This window comes from Bdellovibrio bacteriovorus str. Tiberius, from assembly GCF_000317895.1.
GTDB classification, from domain to species: Bacteria; Bdellovibrionota; Bdellovibrionia; order Bdellovibrionales; family Bdellovibrionaceae; genus Bdellovibrio; species Bdellovibrio bacteriovorus_F.
In genome coordinates, this window is sequence record NC_019567.1 from 2,680,533 (window position 1) to 2,695,291 (window position 14,759).

Sequence of the window (14,759 nt, forward strand, 5' to 3'; positions counted from 1 at the left end):
ATCATGACACTGACTCAACTCGAATATATTCTTGCCGTCGCCGATACAGGCAGCTTCAGCCACGCTGCCCGCCAATGCCATGTCACTCAGCCCACGCTGAGCATGCAAATTCAAAAACTGGAAGAGGAATTGGGTGTGATTCTTTTTGATCGCACCAAACAGCCCATCCGCGCAACCTCGGTCGGCGAAGAAGTCCTGCAACAGGCCCGCCTGGTCGTCAAAGGTTCCCAGCATCTGAAAGAAATTGTCGATGATGCCAAAGGATCCCTGTGCGGCGAACTGCGCATCGGAATCATCCCGACCCTGGCGCCTTATCTGCTGCCGCTGTTCCTAAAAAAGATCAAGGATGCGCACAGCAGTCTGCATCTGACCTTTGAAGAACTGCAAACCGAAGCGATGATTGAAAAGATCCGCAATCACAGTCTGGATCTGGGCATCATCGTCACCCCGATTGATGATCTGAACATCGCCAATCACGTTCTGTTCTATGAACCCTTCAATGTGTATCTGTCCAAGGGGCATCCCCTGCTGAATCAGAAATCCCTGGATGAAAAGGATCTGTCGTCTGAAGACGTGCTGTTGCTGAACGAAGGTCACTGCTTCCGCGAACAAAGTCTTTCCCTTTGTCGCAACAAAAAGGCGCCTTCGGTGATGGACCGCAGCTTCACCTTTGAAAGCGGCAGTCTTGAGACATTAAAAAAACTGGTGGACCAGGGTGAAAGTTTCACACTGCTTCCGTATCTGGCGGCTTTGGATGTGCAGGACAAAAAGCGTCTGCGACCTTTCTCAGATCCTGTCCCAACCCGGGAAGTGAGTTTGGTTCACGGGCCGCACTTCCAAAGAAAGGCTCTTTTGAAGGCGCTAATTGAAACCATAAAGAGAAACCTGCCCGAAGGCCTGTCCGCCACCCGAGGTAAAAACCAACTGAAAATCGACAATCCGCTCGGCTATCTCAAATAGTTTTCATCTATGCCTATAGACAGCATATAGACATAATCTATAGGTCCTATAGAAAAAGAGAACTGTTCACCTCCTCCACACTGGCTTATCCTGTTTACAGGCAAGAGCGGGGTTCCTGCAACGGACCCCTCTGACAGTGACAAGGAGGAATTTTATGAGATCACAAAACGCCCAATCACTGAACGAAAGTAAATCCGTCAGCAATCTGAAGTCCGTTGAAACCGGAACAGATTCTGTCGTTGAGACTTTGAAAAAGTCCCTGGCAGAAGAATATCTGCTGCAACTTAAAACCCAAAACTTCCACTGGAATGTGGAAGGCCCGTTGTTCTTCTCTTTGCACAAAATGTTTGAAGAACAATACGGCCAGCTGGCTGAATTCGTCGATCGCACGGCGGAAGTCATCCGCGCTTTGAAAGTCAAAGCTCCGGGCAGCTTCAAAGAGTTCCGCGAATTGTCCTCTATCCAGGAGGCTTCGGATAAACTGACCGCCAATCAAATGATCGAAATGCTCAGCCAGGATCACACGAATCTGGCTATCGCCCTGAAATCCCGACTGGAAACCGCGGAAGATGCGGAAGAAACCAGTGCTGTGACTTTGTACGAAGACCTGATCGGCTTCCACGAAAAAGCCGCTTGGATGATCCGCAGTCACAGATCCTGATCCCGATTTGAATCATCGAGAAAGGATGTAGAACATGGGCAGCGCACTGATGGGATTATTGGCAGGAGGAATCACCGGGCTTTCAACGATGCTCGGTGCTCTTCCCATTCTGAAAAACAAAACCACCGGCTGGAACCCATGGCGCAGTCTGAATCTGGACTTTGCCATCGGAATGATGCTGGCGGCAGCGGCCTTCAATCTGATCGGGCCTGCTTATTCAAGCACACACAGTTCCTTCGGGGTGTCTCTTGCCCTGGCGCTCGGTGTGGCTTCCATCTATGGGCTGAGTCATCTGATCCATAGCGTGTCGCCCTCCGAATGGTCTGTTCATCGAAGAGCCTGGCTTTTCGTGACGGCTATGATGCTGCACAACCTCCCCGAAGGTTTGGCTTCGGGAGCTGCGCTGAGCGCTGACTCCATTTCCGCCGCCAACGGCTGGACAGTAGTGGGCGCCATCGTGTTTCAAAACTTTCCGGAAGGCCTGGCCACTGCGGCGGCTTTCCTATCCATCGGCATGTCCCGCAAGGTTTCTTTCTTTGGTGCCGCAATGACTGGTGTCATGGAGATTCTGGGTGGAGCCCTGGGTGGAATCTTTACCAGCATCACTTCGGCATCCCTGCCGTTCATTCTGGCTTTCGCCGGCGGCGCGATGATCAGCGTGACCCTGGAGGAAATCTTCGCCAAAATGAAAGAAACGCGCATGACTTATCTGTGGCAAAAGCAATTTGTCGCAGGCGCCCTGTCCGTGGTTCTGATGAACTGGCTGATCAGCTAAAGGGTGGACAGCGGCGACGGGCCACGCTAGGCTTTTGTCATGACATTAACAGCATTTCAAACCGTCGCCCTGGCAGCACTGGTCGTCTATTTCGGCCGGTATATTAAAAGCAAAATCCATGTTCTGGATAAGTACAATCTTCCGTCACCGGTTATCGGTGGATTTATTGTCGCCGTCATCATCTCCATCCTGAAGGCCAACGGCCTTTTCGTGCTGACATTCAACAAGGCCTTTGAAGAAGCCCTGATGATCACCTTTTTCACGTCAGTCGGCTATTCCGCGTCTGTGCGCCTGCTAAAAGAGGGCGGCAGAGCTGTCGTGTTCTTCCTGCTTTTGACCATCGGCGGCCTGGTGGCACAAATCGTGGCCGGGATCGGCTTGGCTAAAATGATGGGCGAACATCCTTTGATGGGGGTTCTGACCGGAGCGGTTTCCTTAACCGGTGGCCCGGGCACGGCTTTGGCATTCGGTCCCGTCTTTGAGGCCGCCGGCGTCGAAGGTGCCTCTGTCATCGGCCTGACCACCGCCATGGGTGGCATCGTACTGGGGGGATTGATTGGAACTCCCCTGGCGACTTATCTGATCAATAAAAAGAAGCTGAAGCACCCGGTAGATCACAACAGCGGCGAACCGCATGAATCCATGATCCTGAAATCCTTCGCCGGTCGCGATCTGTTGATGCACCTTTTGGCACTGACTCTGATTATGGGCATCGGGACCACGATCAGTTCGTGGATCAGCACCCTGCAAATCACCCTGCCCATCTATATTGGTTCCATGGTGGTGGCGGCGATCTTCCGCAATATCGAAGATGCTAAGCCGGTGTTTAAAATATCCCCGGAATGGATTGAAGAGATCGGCTCGGTGGCCCTGACCCTGTTCATTGCCATGGCCATCATGAGTCTGCGCTTGGAAGAGCTGAAAAACGCCGCCTTACCGATTCTGGTTTTCCTGACGGTGCAGGCTGTTCTGGTCGCGGTCACCGCCGTGGGACCTGCGTTCTGGGTCGGAGGCAAGGATTACGAGGCCTCGGTAATGAGTGCAGGTTATGTCGGATTTATGATGGGCACCACCGCCAACGCCATGGCCAACATGCATTCACTCAGTCAGCGTTATGGCCATGCTTACAAGGCCTTCCTGGTGGTTCCTTTGGTGGGTTCCTGCTTCATTGACTTTATCAATGCCGCGCTGGTCACATTCTGTATCAACATGTTTGGCAACTGATACCACAGTAAAATACCAAATAAAAAAAGCCCGCTGAATCCAGCGGGCTTTTTTGTTTGAAGAACTCTGTCTGAAAAGACTATTGTTCGAAGCCGCAGCGGGTCTTCAAGGACTCAAAAATGCGACCATCCAGAGTCAAACCAAAGGTGTCGTGTCCGGACTGGGCCACAATAACACCTTCACCGCTTGCATCACGCATCCAGCTGCGCTGATGATCGGCATAATAATTACCGATGCAAATCTGAGCAGGCTCGCCCGTCTGATAGAAGTTGATAAAACCACCTGGACGAGTCGAACGAAGGCTGTAATCAACATGATTCAACTCAAGCTGAAGAGTTTTGATCTGAGTCAGCAAACCCTGCTCATTATAAATCAGCTCGGAAGCTGTCGCCTGACCAATGGATTCTTTCGAACGCAAAACAAAACCCGCAGACGTGCAACCCATTTGAATGCGTTTCACCCTTCCTGTTGGCCAGAAAGAGATGATGCCGCCACCTTGCTCTACAGCCTTTGTTTCAGTGGCCCCACAATAAACCGGCATGGTACGCCCACCCGGACCGGAAAGATAAAACGATCTTGCCAGCGTCGCGGACGTAACAACACCTGTTTCATTAAAGGATACTCTGTAGGACTGACCACGACCCGTTTCCTGACCGGAGTGCAGGAACACGTGGTAACCATTCACGTCGGCCAGCTGCAGACCTGATCTTTGCAACAGATCAATGTACTGAGGCAAGGTCACGTCACGCATCATTGTGGAATGCAGGAAGCCGTTCAGCAGACGAACACCATTGGAAGTCTGGAAGTTATTTTCCGGCTGCAGACCTTCGCGGTAAATGAACTCATGCAATACCAGCGCTGAACGCTGAGTGTTGGTCATGCGATCCCAGACATCTTTATTGAAGTAATAGCGATGACCCTTGATGCTTGGGCGTTTGTACTGAACTGCCCCCTGAACCAGGATACAACCCTTTGGCAAAGCACCCCAGCCACGATCCGGGATGTCGGTGAACTCGGTGCCTTTCAGGAACAAAGCTTCACGGTCAAAAGTCTCCAGGAACGAGGTGTACAAAATCGCACGGGTTGGATTGATATCTCCCATACGGGCAATCATCTGGCGCAGGATTTTTTTATACTCAAGACCTTCAAGAACATCCATATCGAATGTCTGAATCTCGCGGGCTTCAAACAGATCCAGCACTTCAAAACGCTGATTTTCAAAACGGTTTTCGCAATAAATTACACTGCCGCCGTTGCCTTTTTCATCACCGCCGATAAACGCGGCCTGTGCCAGCGACCCCGCGAATGAAAACAGAATCAGGGGTAACAGGGTTCTTTTGATCATAGCGGCTTCTCTCTTTCAGCAACAGTCAGGGGGAAAAACTGGATATTCAGGTTGTACACTTCCGTCATGTCACCCTCTTCAACCAGCATGGACAGTTTACGGCGGAATTTTTTAATCAAACTCTTGGCCTCTTCCATTTTGTGCGGATTGATGGCCATGGTGATGGCGGAATAGTCACGACGATCCGTCGGAGTTCTTTTCAGAACTTCGATAGCCTTGTGCATGTCAGACACGTGGGCCTGAACCAATGCTTCACTGGGAATATCGGTGGTGGTGGCAAGACTTGCCACGGAACGCGCGATGGAATTACCTTTGCGCTTGATAAAGCCCAGATCCAAAAGCAGATCCAGACTTTGCTGAACTTTTTCCAGCGGCAAAGCCAGACGCTCGGCAATCCATTCCGGCTCGGGCTTGAAGGTTTTCATGCGGATCAGATTCAGGATCGCGAAGTGCTCCCAGCTGGCAATCAATTCCAGCTCTTTTTCCGCCAAAGTTTTTTGTGCGGCAAATTTACGGGAACGCGTAGAGATCAAAGAATAAACTTCGTTGCGTTCCTCTGCACCCAGCTCCAGACCCAGAACAATTTTGTTGGCGTAGAATTCACTCAAAGGGCGCTTGCCGTGCATCAGCTCGTTCAAACAACCTGGTGAGATACCAACTTTCTTGGCCAAAGAGCGGAAAGAAAACCGAGGGTTCTTTTTCTGAATTTCCTCGAGCTTATTTTTTAACAGGGCACCGAATTGATTAGACACAAAATCCCCCACCGACATGAGGGATTTTTTACATTTAATACCAAAGTTGCAAGATTAAAATAGACGAAGAGTTCCGTACAACAAACAAAGGGAACGCTGCGACAGATTTAGATTACAAGCTCTATGATAGCGCGAAAGCCATGATTGCCTGCCATTGCGCCGATAATGTTACGAAGTGACGTGATGTTCTTCCCCTGAGAACCGATCAATTTCCCTCGGAACTCCTGCGGCACCGTCACCTTGTACACTGTTGTTTTGTCGCCGGCCGCAAAGGTCACTTCCACTTGCTCATAGCAGGAAGTCATCTCTTGAATCACACTCTCAAGAACCTTCGCCAAACGATCTCTGATATCCGCATCCTGGGTCATATTCTCCGCCAACATGTTTCGTTCTCCGTAACACTCATTTTGTTGATCCCCAGCCTTAAGAGCAACCCTGCGCGTCCGCCCTAGGCCGGAAAGTGTTCCACCAAGAATATAGGAATGCTCAAATTCCCCTCTGATAGGACCTAAAAAAACAGCCATCCGGTTAACCTTTTTTTGTTTCATGCGGGTCATGCAGTACCGGGACAAGGCCGTCCCACCAATCCCCATCAAAGGAAGATAACGGATGCAAAAAACAGTTTTATGTTTTTCTATCTTAATGCTCTTAAGTGCCTGCGAAAACAGCACTCCCGGTGAAAGCTCGGGAATAACAACCCAGGGCACGCCGGAACTGCAAGAGAAAGTCATCTATGGCAATGATGACCGAAAAGACCTCTACGAAGTGAAGTCCGCCCTGCAACGCCGCCTGGCTGACTCTACGGTCGCTTTAATCAAAGATGAAAACCTGCAGGAAGGTGCCGAGATCACGCGCATCACTGCCCAAACTTTCCGCAGATCCTACAATCTGTGTTCTTCAGAACGTTTCGGGGAGCAGGAAAATGCGGCCTTTTGCTCAGGCTCCTTAGTAGCGCCTGACGTCATTGCCACTGCTGGTCACTGCGTCCGCTCGGTTCGTGACTGCAGTGAAACCCGTTTTGTCTTTGGCTATGCCGTTAAATCCGCAGGTGTTCAACCCCGCGAAGTCGCTTCCAGCGAAGTCTATCGCTGTGCTGAAATCATTCACAGCGAAGTTTTGGGAACGGGATCGGACTTTGCGCTGATCAAGCTGGACAGAGCCGTCACCAATCATGCAGTTTTGAAAACCCGCAAAACCGGAAGCGTCAAGGTCGGCGCCTCGTTGGTTGTGATTGGACATCCCGTGGGTCTTCCCACCAAGGTGGCTGCCGGAGCCAAAGTCCGCAGCACCACAGAATCAGAACATTTCGTCGCCAATCTGGACACCTATGGCGGGAACTCTGGATCCGCAGTGTTTAACTCGTCCGGCGTGATTGAAGGAATTTTGGTCCGCGGCGACACTGATTTTGTGTATCAGGGTTCCTGCACCGTTTCCAACCGCTGCACAAGCACAGGCTGTCGCGGCGAAGATGTCACACGCATCACCCGCATCCTGCCTTATCTTTGACCTTCATCAGACTTGGCTGACATTTCTTTCCTGAACCGATCTTTTTGGTTCCAATAAAGACATGTCACAACCTCAATGGCACAAGTTGGGTCCGGTGGAGCTGCTGAAGAAAAAGAATCTGCAGCAAATTGAAATTCACCGGACCAAGCTGGCTCTGATTTACAAAGACAGCGAATTCACGGCCATATCGGGCGTGTGCAATCACGTCGGCGGTCCGCTGGGTGATGGTCAGCTTGAAGGCGACTATGTGGTCTGCCCGTGGCATTACTACAAGTTTCATTATCGCACCGGATTTGGCGAACCCGGCTACGAAGCCGACCGCGTTCCGGCTTACACTTTAAAAACTGAAAATGGCGAACTGTGGGTGGATCTGACCAGCGCCACCCCCCGGGGCCGCATTTCCCATGAACCTCACCCCCTAACCCGGAAAGTGCAACGGGAACCGGGACCCCTACGGGTGGTGGGAATTTCCACGACCGTGATGGACAATGCTCATCCGCGCATATCGACTTCAGAACTTTTGCTGGAACAAACCCTGAAGCATGCGCAAAGCAAAGGCTATGAAACGCGTCTGCAAAAAATCCGCGAACTGAAGTTCCGCCACTGCGAAGGCTTTTATTCCAAAAGTGCACATGCCTGCACCTGGCCCTGCTCGATCACGCAGATGGATCCAACCGACCAGCTGGATCGCGTGTATGAGGATCTGATTCACTGGGCCGACGTGATGATCGTCGCCACCCCGATTCGCTGGGGTTCGGCCAGTTCTTTATATTATAAAATGGCCGAACGTTTTAACTGCATTCAAAATCAGATCACCATCAAAAACAACCAGCTGGTTCGCAACAAAGTGGCCGGGTTCATCATCACCGGAGGCCAGGACAATGTGCAGGCCGTTGCGGGCCACATGATGGGTTTTTTCTCAGAGCTCGGGTACCACCTGCCGCCGTTTCCATTTATCGCCCACTCTCTGGGATGGAGTTCTGAAAACATGGAATACAACGTGCGCTATGTGCAACAGACCCAAGCCCTCACCGATGCCGCGCATGAACTGCTGGACCGCTGTGCCGAACTGTCGTGCGCACTGCTTGAAACCTCTGCCCACGTTCTGCAACACCGGGCCGGGCGCAAGGCTTACAACGCCTCCAAACACCACGATCGCTAACCCGGAAGGCGGCACCGTCGATTTTATAGACAGCCAAAACCTGTCTGGTTTCTTCCCGGGCCGGAACTGCTCTTGCATCCCTGGAGGGAATGAGGATTATATTCTGGATTCTTGCAGCAATCATGGCCCTTCAATTTACGGCGCCGCCTTTTGCCGAGGCCTGCAGCTGCATCGCCGATCCGTATTCCAAAAAATATCAACTGTATAAAAAAACCTGGTACGGAACCCAACGTAAATGGAGCTGTGTCTATACCTGTCAGGATTCCCAGCAGCAGCGCACGGAAGTCACCGCCCATCATTCAGACTGGTACGTCACTGATAAGGGTCTTGAAGGCATTTGCGATGGACTGCACTATGTGAACGTGTACAACACCCACCGCATGGATTTTGTCTGGAAGTTTGAAGAAGCACGCTGGTTTAATCCCGCGCAATCATCTTCAGCCGACTTGAAAAAATGGGCGCAAACCTGCCGCTGATACATCTAAAAAACAAAAACCCCCGGGTTTTCCCAGGGGTTCTTTGAAATTCAATTTTTAAATCGAATTACTGAGCAGTGTTGTTGATCCACTCGATCGCGTTGCTAACTTTGGCATAAACACCATAGTAGTTCGCACGAGCACAACCCTGACCCCAACTCACAACACCAACCAGGTATGTCTGATTGTTTTCGTCTTGAGCCACCAATGGACCACCAGAGTCACCCTGGCAAGAATCCTTACCGCCACCTTCGTAACCAGCACAGATCATGCTGTCAGTGATGCCGTTGTTGTAAGCTTTGTTACAAGCTGCTGTAGAAACCAATGGAACGTCCACTTTTTGCAATTTCGTCGGCAAAGAGTAAGAACCTTCACGAGTTGCACCCCAGCCAGCCACTGTCGTCAAAATTTCAGAGCCGTCAGTCGGAAGAGTGATTTCAGCAGGGTTCAACGCCACTGGAGCGTATGAAGAATCCTGAGAAAGTTCGATCAATGCAAAGTCATTTTCCATTGTGCGTGCATTGTAGTTCGGGTGAGCGATGATTCTTTTCGGAGCGATGGATTCTGCATTCAACGCATTCGTGCGGTCATGCAAACCGATCACAACTTTTTTAACCGTGCCGCCACGAACACAGTGAGCTGCTGTCAATACCCAGTTCTTCTTAATCAAGGAACCGCCGCAGAAATGGCTGCTGCTCTGCAAAGACACGATGTATGGGAACTCACCGATGGAAGCTTCAACGCCACCAACGATTTTAGCCCCTACAGAGCCAGATTTCGCGAAAACCGGAGCAGACATCATCATAAGGCCTGCGATAACAAGATGGTTCATTTTCATTTTATTTCCCCTCTGGTTTTGAATCCTTCAAAACCTGATATCAATCGTTGTCTGTTTTTTCCCAATGCTCAAAGACTCTCGGCGACCCACTTTGGAACTGGCCTTTTTTCGGACCTTTGCAGAGGGGAAATTATTGCCCCCGAACATTTCTTCCTCGACGGTAATTACCGATTTTTTTAAAAGAACTTGCCAAGTCTGCATGATTTTTATGAAATTCGATTTCTTTATTCTTGGAAGATCCTCCGAAGCTCGCTAAGACTGAAATTGACGGAGGCCCCATGCGATCACTTGCTTACTCTGCTCTTTTGCTGGTCTTGTTTACCTGCTGGACTTTGAACTCCCACGCAGCGGCCCCTTTCGCGCGATTGGCTGATGGTAAAATCCAAGGCCTTCGTACTGCTCACGACACCGAAGCCTTTCTTGGAATCCCTTATGCAGAACCGCCGGTGGGTTATCTTCGCTGGAAAGCGCCCAGATCCCCGGCCCCTTGGATTGGCACTCTCAACGCCACAAAACTTCCTGTCGCCTGCCCTCAAAAAGGAAATTTCTTTGCCAATGTGCCGCCAGAAAAATTCGGAACTCCGGTTGGCAACGAAGACTGTCTGTATCTGAATGTATGGAAACCCTTCGCGGCGAAAAAACGCCCGGTGGTTTTGTGGATTCACGGCGGATCGAATTTCAAAGGCACGTCCGCGGATCCTCTTTATGACGGCGCATGGCTGGCATCATCTTCGGATGTTGTTTTTGTCAGTGCCAACTATCGACTGGGCATGCTGGGCGCACTAGCGCACGAGGCTTTGAACAAAGGCAGCAAGTGGGACAGTTCCGGCAACTATGTGACTCTTGATTTGGTCGCCGTTCTGAAATGGATTCACGCCAATATTGAAAGCTTCGGCGGAGATCCTGACAACATCACCATCATGGGTCAATCCGCAGGCTGCATGAATGTGTGGGGTCTTTTGAAAACACCCCTTACCAAAGATCTTTTCCACCGTGCGGTTTGTTCTGCGGGTGTGCCGAATGCCTATCCTCGCTGGGTGGCGGAAACCCGCTCTGAAGACTTCATCGAAAATCTGGTGGTGAATGCCGGCTTGGTGAAAGAAAAGTCCCAAGCGGAAGCGTATCTGCTAGCTAAGGACACCAAGTGGATCCGTCAGTTCCTGTATTCCCGCACCACCGAAGAACTGGTGCAGGCCCAAGAATACATCGTGCCGTTTCAGCACTTCAAAGATGACGCCGTTTTCCCGCATGGGGTGGAGGGCATCTTATTCGGGAATTTCCACCGCGTTCCGCTGATCTTGGGTTTAACCACCGATGAAGCGACTTATCTTTTGGGTGGCGCCCTGATCAAACCCACCGACAAAGAGCTGTGGTCCCTGATTCAAAATCCTCCAGCAGATCTGAAAGAGGAAGACCTTATCAAAGACAACAAGGTGACTCTGTACCATTCCAGCACTGCCGCCGGGTCCCTGGCGATGCAGATGACGATGGAAGAAATCTTCTGGGCGGTGAAAGCTTACAACCCACAGACCTATCGTTATTCCTTTGAATGGAAAGAAACCCCCTCCCCGTGGAAAGAAGTTTTTGGCGCTGTGCACGGCATGGATGCGATGTTCTACCTGGGGAACTTTGAAACCGAAAAGCCCAGCTTTGCCCGATTTGCATGGACGGAACAGAATCGTCAGTCCCGGGAGGCCTTGAGGGACTCGATGGCACCCTACTTCAAATCCTTCTTCTGGGACGGAAATCCCAACACCCAGCTCCCCGCCCAAGCGTCTGTCTGGGACGGCCGAATGGTCTTTAAATGAACCACAACGCGTATCATTTCACGACAAATTAAAAACAGTCCGCATAAAACCTCCACAGAACACAAATTACGATCTGTGCTGGTTAATTAACTCCAGTTTATATAAACACGCGCCGATATATACTCTCGCGACCCTTCAACTCTAAGGAGTTTGCGATGAGTCTGTTTCGCACTATTATACTTGCTACCATTCTCACTGCGTGCCTTCCGACTAAAGCTGACCTTCCTCCCAATTCAAACACCCCTCAGAAAACTGGTGATTGGTGGTATATTAATTTTGAGGAACCAAAGTACTTCTCAATGCCGGAACTCAACTGCACCACCTGCAAAAACAAAACGCTTACCTACAGCCAATCGACATTTATTACCCACAATGAATTCGAGTTCGATACGAAAGTCCTCCAGTGCACCTCATCCCCCATTCCCTACAAAAATACGACAGCCAAACCCTGTGAGGGCTTCAATGGCAAGCGTGGCGCATATAGTTTCCATTTCAATCCATCTAACAAATACAGTTTCACAGCAATCGACCTATCGTTCTTAATGCCTAAATCATCAGCTATAGATATCGACAATATGCAAAGAGGCTTGGGTCCAAGGATTCTTTAAGACTGCTGAACATAGGCCCCAAAAACTCATTTAAATGTTCAGCCAATATCGGATCTACATTCTCAGGAGGGCAATGGACTGATGGAGTTCTTACTGGCGATGTATTATTTGTAGAATATCGCTTTCCAGCCTCGACAACGGCCTCTCTTGGAAATCTTAAGATTTCCTGTAATATGCCAATTTATCGATCAGGAATGTGGCCGGAGGTAGATAACTCAGAATCGATTAACTACTACGACGGCGTCAATACTCCATTAATTACAAGCTTAATGGTCGGACTTCTGACTGATATTAAACTAAAGATTGACCAGGTTAACTCTGATGGAGTTGTCGGCAACAATCCGCCAACTTCAATTAGAGATCAGGGTAATCTAAACATCCCGCTAGGCGGAATCTTTACCTTAAAGCTGTATGATGGTACCAACCCAATCAATGCGACATATAAACTGGTTGCCGGCACGGCCAGCCTCCGTCCAAAAATAGATAAGCCTGATGACATAAAGGTAGGGCTTTGGCTAGATCGTGTCGCCTTACTATTTAAAGAAGGAAATGCCACTTCTTCTCAGCAAATATTGGCAGTTCATAATGGCAGCCAGAAGTTAATAATTACTCCTACCAGCAATAAATATAGACCAATAACATTATTCTTGAATGTTGCGAATCCGAAGTCTCTTGGTACAGCAAGTGGACAATTTGATAGTATCATTCTGCAGTATGCTCATCTGCGCGGGATCCCCCCACAGTTTATTAAAGCGCAAATAAGACAAGAGTCAAATTTTGACCCAGCAGCCTTTAGGTACGAACCCGTCTCCGTTGATTTAGCCTTATTTGGGAAAAATCCGGTTCGAGACAAAACGAAAGAAAAGATATTTGGTAAATATATAATCGGGCCCAAAAGAGACCTCAAAGCGATACATATTGACCTTTTAAGACCCAGAAATCGATATGGAGTTTACTTGGGTTCATCACCAGTTCCGAGCGCCGTCCCGGCCAACTACGAAATGGAATACAACAACGGAAAATCTCTTCAAAGTACAGAATTGATGAGAATCAACAACGCGGGATACAAGGCAAAAAATAAGAATGAAACAACCTTTGAACGTCAAAACTGGTTTCTTGACCAAGGGAAAGTAGCCAAAGAGGAACTAATTCTTTTGAACTCAGGTCTTCGCGATCCGAATTCAAAATCGCGCTTTAGCCCCATTTTTGACTTTACTGCTCAAACAATCGTAGCTTCAAGCTACGGGCTAATGCAACCTCTTTATTCCACTGTAGCAAACAGAAAATTTGCAAACTATTTAAATGCAGATTCTACAGGAAGAAATCCGTTGGACTTATTCTCCCCTCCAACAAACCTGCAATACGGAACAACCTTCTTATCTTTCGTTTTCAGAAAATCAAATGGAAACGAGAATAAAGAAAAAGCTTCTTTTGACTCTTTTACCGTCTTTAGAGATGCTTGGAAAAGAGGATTCATAATGTACAACGCTGGCCCTTATATCACACGTATCGATATTTCGAGCACGTCTTCATATGGTGCCAAAGTCTGGTCACACATTTCAAAATATGAACCAGTTGCAGCTAATCCATTTGTATCCAAATAGGAGTACGAAGTGACTAATTTAATTTTAGCTTCAATCATACTATTGATCTCCCAGCATGCATCTGCGCTTGTCCCAGACAAGATCCTGAGTGCAAATATTCCTGCTACACTTACAAAAGACCCAGAAACAGGAGCCACTCGAACCATAAATGACGGGGTTGTGGCCGACCAATTGTCAGTCAAACTTGATGGGCCAACTAAGCTGCCTTATGACGTTGTGCTCCTGAAGACAACAACACTTGACTGCAGTTTGCTTGTTTTTAAAGAAGGTCCAAAAGGAAGTTTTAAAAAGTATCCAGTTACTTTCTCCACAAGCTCGTCCATTCACTCATGCTTATCCCTTGAAACAAAGGACTTTAACCAGGATGGGAAACCGGAAATAGTTGTTCAAATCCTTGATGGAAAAGAAGTCGGATCTCCCTCTATTTTTAGATGGGATGGAGCGAAGCTTATCGATTCAACTCCGACACAAACTTTAAATGGCGTTACGACTAAGAAGCTTCGATCCGTGCTAATCACCGACAAACCCGTCCAGGGTAAATTGATGATCTTCGATTACTCCAACGACGGCAGCCCTACCAAAGTATTCACTCTGACAGATAAAGGCCTGCAAGAGACCGGCTCCTATGATTCCATTAACATGGTTGGCAAAACAGTTTCAGGACTTTCCCTAAGGCCCTCCGTAAAGGACGGTAACTACACACTGACAATGACAAACGTTTCCAGCCATCAGCGTGCAGTAAGGGCGGAGATTTCTATTAACGGCAAAGTATTAGTTTTCCCAAAGCAGTTCTGCAAATCCCCAGCGCCTGCAAAACCTGATGCTGGCAAAGACGATCTTGATGACAAGAACGAAGATAAAATGAAGCGGTGTCTACCGAACAATACCGTCACATCATCCTTGAATCTGAAAAGAGAAGATGAACTGAAAATTAAGGTGTATGGAAGAGGCGACTCATTGATGCGTTTTACTTTGACTAAGAAGTAAACGGGCAAAAAGTCCAGCGATCCGCGTCACGCTTGCCACACTCAAAGCCCTTT

Annotated in this window: 15 protein-coding genes; 11 read left to right on the plus strand and 4 right to left on the minus strand. The window is 49.1% G+C overall.

What is annotated here, in order from left to right; translation table 11 throughout:
- The first annotated feature begins 3 nt into the window (after nt 1–3).
- The 4 genes from BDT_RS12715 to gltS all read left to right on the plus strand — a co-directional run bounded on the left by BDT_RS12715 (nt 4) and on the right by gltS (nt 3,620).
- The gene (locus tag BDT_RS12715; protein WP_041578359.1) at nt 4–960 is read left to right on the plus strand and encodes a hydrogen peroxide-inducible genes activator; all 957 of its coding nucleotides are present in this window, start codon (nt 4–6) and stop codon (nt 958–960) included.
- A gap of 154 nt (nt 961–1,114) precedes the next feature.
- Complete coding sequence (locus BDT_RS12720) at nt 1,115–1,621, plus strand: Dps family protein (protein ID WP_015091654.1); 507 nt, start codon at nt 1,115–1,117, stop codon at nt 1,619–1,621.
- Nucleotides 1,622–1,655: 34 nt separating this feature from the next.
- Nucleotides 1,656–2,396: a ZIP family metal transporter gene (locus BDT_RS12725; protein ID WP_015091655.1), complete on the plus strand. Its 741-nt coding sequence runs from the start codon at nt 1,656–1,658 to the stop codon at nt 2,394–2,396.
- Nucleotides 2,397–2,435: 39 nt separating this feature from the next.
- A complete protein-coding gene (gene gltS / locus BDT_RS12730; RefSeq protein WP_015091656.1) occupies nt 2,436–3,620 on the plus strand; it encodes a sodium/glutamate symporter in 1,185 nt (394 codons plus the stop codon).
- A gap of 79 nt (nt 3,621–3,699) precedes the next feature.
- Here gltS and BDT_RS12735 read toward each other — a convergent pair whose 3' ends face one another.
- The 3 genes from BDT_RS12735 to BDT_RS19410 form a co-directional block, all read right to left on the minus strand.
- Entirely contained in the window at nt 3,700–4,965 is a 1,266-nt protein-coding gene (locus BDT_RS12735) for a hypothetical protein (RefSeq protein WP_015091657.1), read from the minus strand.
- On the minus strand, nt 4,962–5,717 hold the full coding sequence (locus BDT_RS12740; RefSeq protein WP_200859535.1) for a DUF4423 domain-containing protein: 756 nt from the start codon (nt 5,715–5,717) through the stop codon (nt 4,962–4,964). Before BDT_RS12740 ends, BDT_RS12735 begins: the two co-directional genes overlap by 4 nt.
- A gap of 107 nt (nt 5,718–5,824) precedes the next feature.
- Nucleotides 5,825–6,265, minus strand: a complete 441-nt coding sequence (locus BDT_RS19410) for a KH domain-containing protein (RefSeq protein WP_235046118.1) — start codon at nt 6,263–6,265, stop codon at nt 5,825–5,827.
- A gap of 61 nt (nt 6,266–6,326) precedes the next feature.
- On the opposite strand from BDT_RS19410, the gene BDT_RS12750 reads away from it, so the two are divergent.
- The 3 genes from BDT_RS12750 to BDT_RS12760 all read left to right on the plus strand — a co-directional run bounded on the left by BDT_RS12750 (nt 6,327) and on the right by BDT_RS12760 (nt 8,861).
- Nucleotides 6,327–7,223 (plus strand): trypsin-like serine peptidase, encoded by an 897-nt coding sequence (locus BDT_RS12750; protein WP_148278825.1) that lies wholly within the window; start codon nt 6,327–6,329, stop codon nt 7,221–7,223.
- 61 nt (nt 7,224–7,284) lie between these two features.
- Nucleotides 7,285–8,385 (plus strand): Rieske 2Fe-2S domain-containing protein, encoded by a 1,101-nt coding sequence (locus tag BDT_RS12755; protein WP_015091661.1) that lies wholly within the window; start codon nt 7,285–7,287, stop codon nt 8,383–8,385.
- 89 nt (nt 8,386–8,474) lie between these two features.
- Nucleotides 8,475–8,861 carry a hypothetical protein gene (locus BDT_RS12760; protein WP_235046119.1) on the plus strand — a complete coding sequence of 129 codons (387 nt, stop codon included), beginning with the start codon at nt 8,475–8,477 and terminating at the stop codon, nt 8,859–8,861.
- Between the two features lie 67 nt (nt 8,862–8,928).
- On the opposite strand, the gene BDT_RS12765 is transcribed toward BDT_RS12760, so the two are convergent.
- The gene (locus tag BDT_RS12765) at nt 8,929–9,699 is read right to left on the minus strand and encodes a S1 family serine peptidase (protein ID WP_015091663.1); all 771 of its coding nucleotides are present in this window, start codon (nt 9,697–9,699) and stop codon (nt 8,929–8,931) included.
- Nucleotides 9,700–9,977: 278 nt separating this feature from the next.
- Here BDT_RS12765 and BDT_RS12770 point away from each other — a divergent pair, with 278 nt between their 5' ends.
- From BDT_RS12770 to BDT_RS12785, 4 genes are all read left to right on the plus strand, one after another.
- Nucleotides 9,978–11,507, plus strand: coding sequence for a carboxylesterase/lipase family protein (locus tag BDT_RS12770; protein WP_051026310.1), 1,530 nt, complete (start codon nt 9,978–9,980; stop codon nt 11,505–11,507).
- Between the two features lie 155 nt (nt 11,508–11,662).
- A complete protein-coding gene (locus BDT_RS12775; protein WP_041577827.1) occupies nt 11,663–12,115 on the plus strand; it encodes a hypothetical protein in 453 nt (150 codons plus the stop codon).
- A 173-nt stretch (nt 12,116–12,288) separates the two neighbouring features.
- Nucleotides 12,289–13,719 carry a lytic transglycosylase domain-containing protein gene (locus BDT_RS12780; protein ID WP_015091665.1) on the plus strand — a complete coding sequence of 477 codons (1,431 nt, stop codon included), beginning with the start codon at nt 12,289–12,291 and terminating at the stop codon, nt 13,717–13,719.
- A gap of 9 nt (nt 13,720–13,728) precedes the next feature.
- A complete protein-coding gene (locus BDT_RS12785; protein ID WP_015091666.1) occupies nt 13,729–14,706 on the plus strand; it encodes a hypothetical protein in 978 nt (325 codons plus the stop codon).
- The last annotated feature ends 53 nt before the right edge of the window (nt 14,707–14,759 follow it).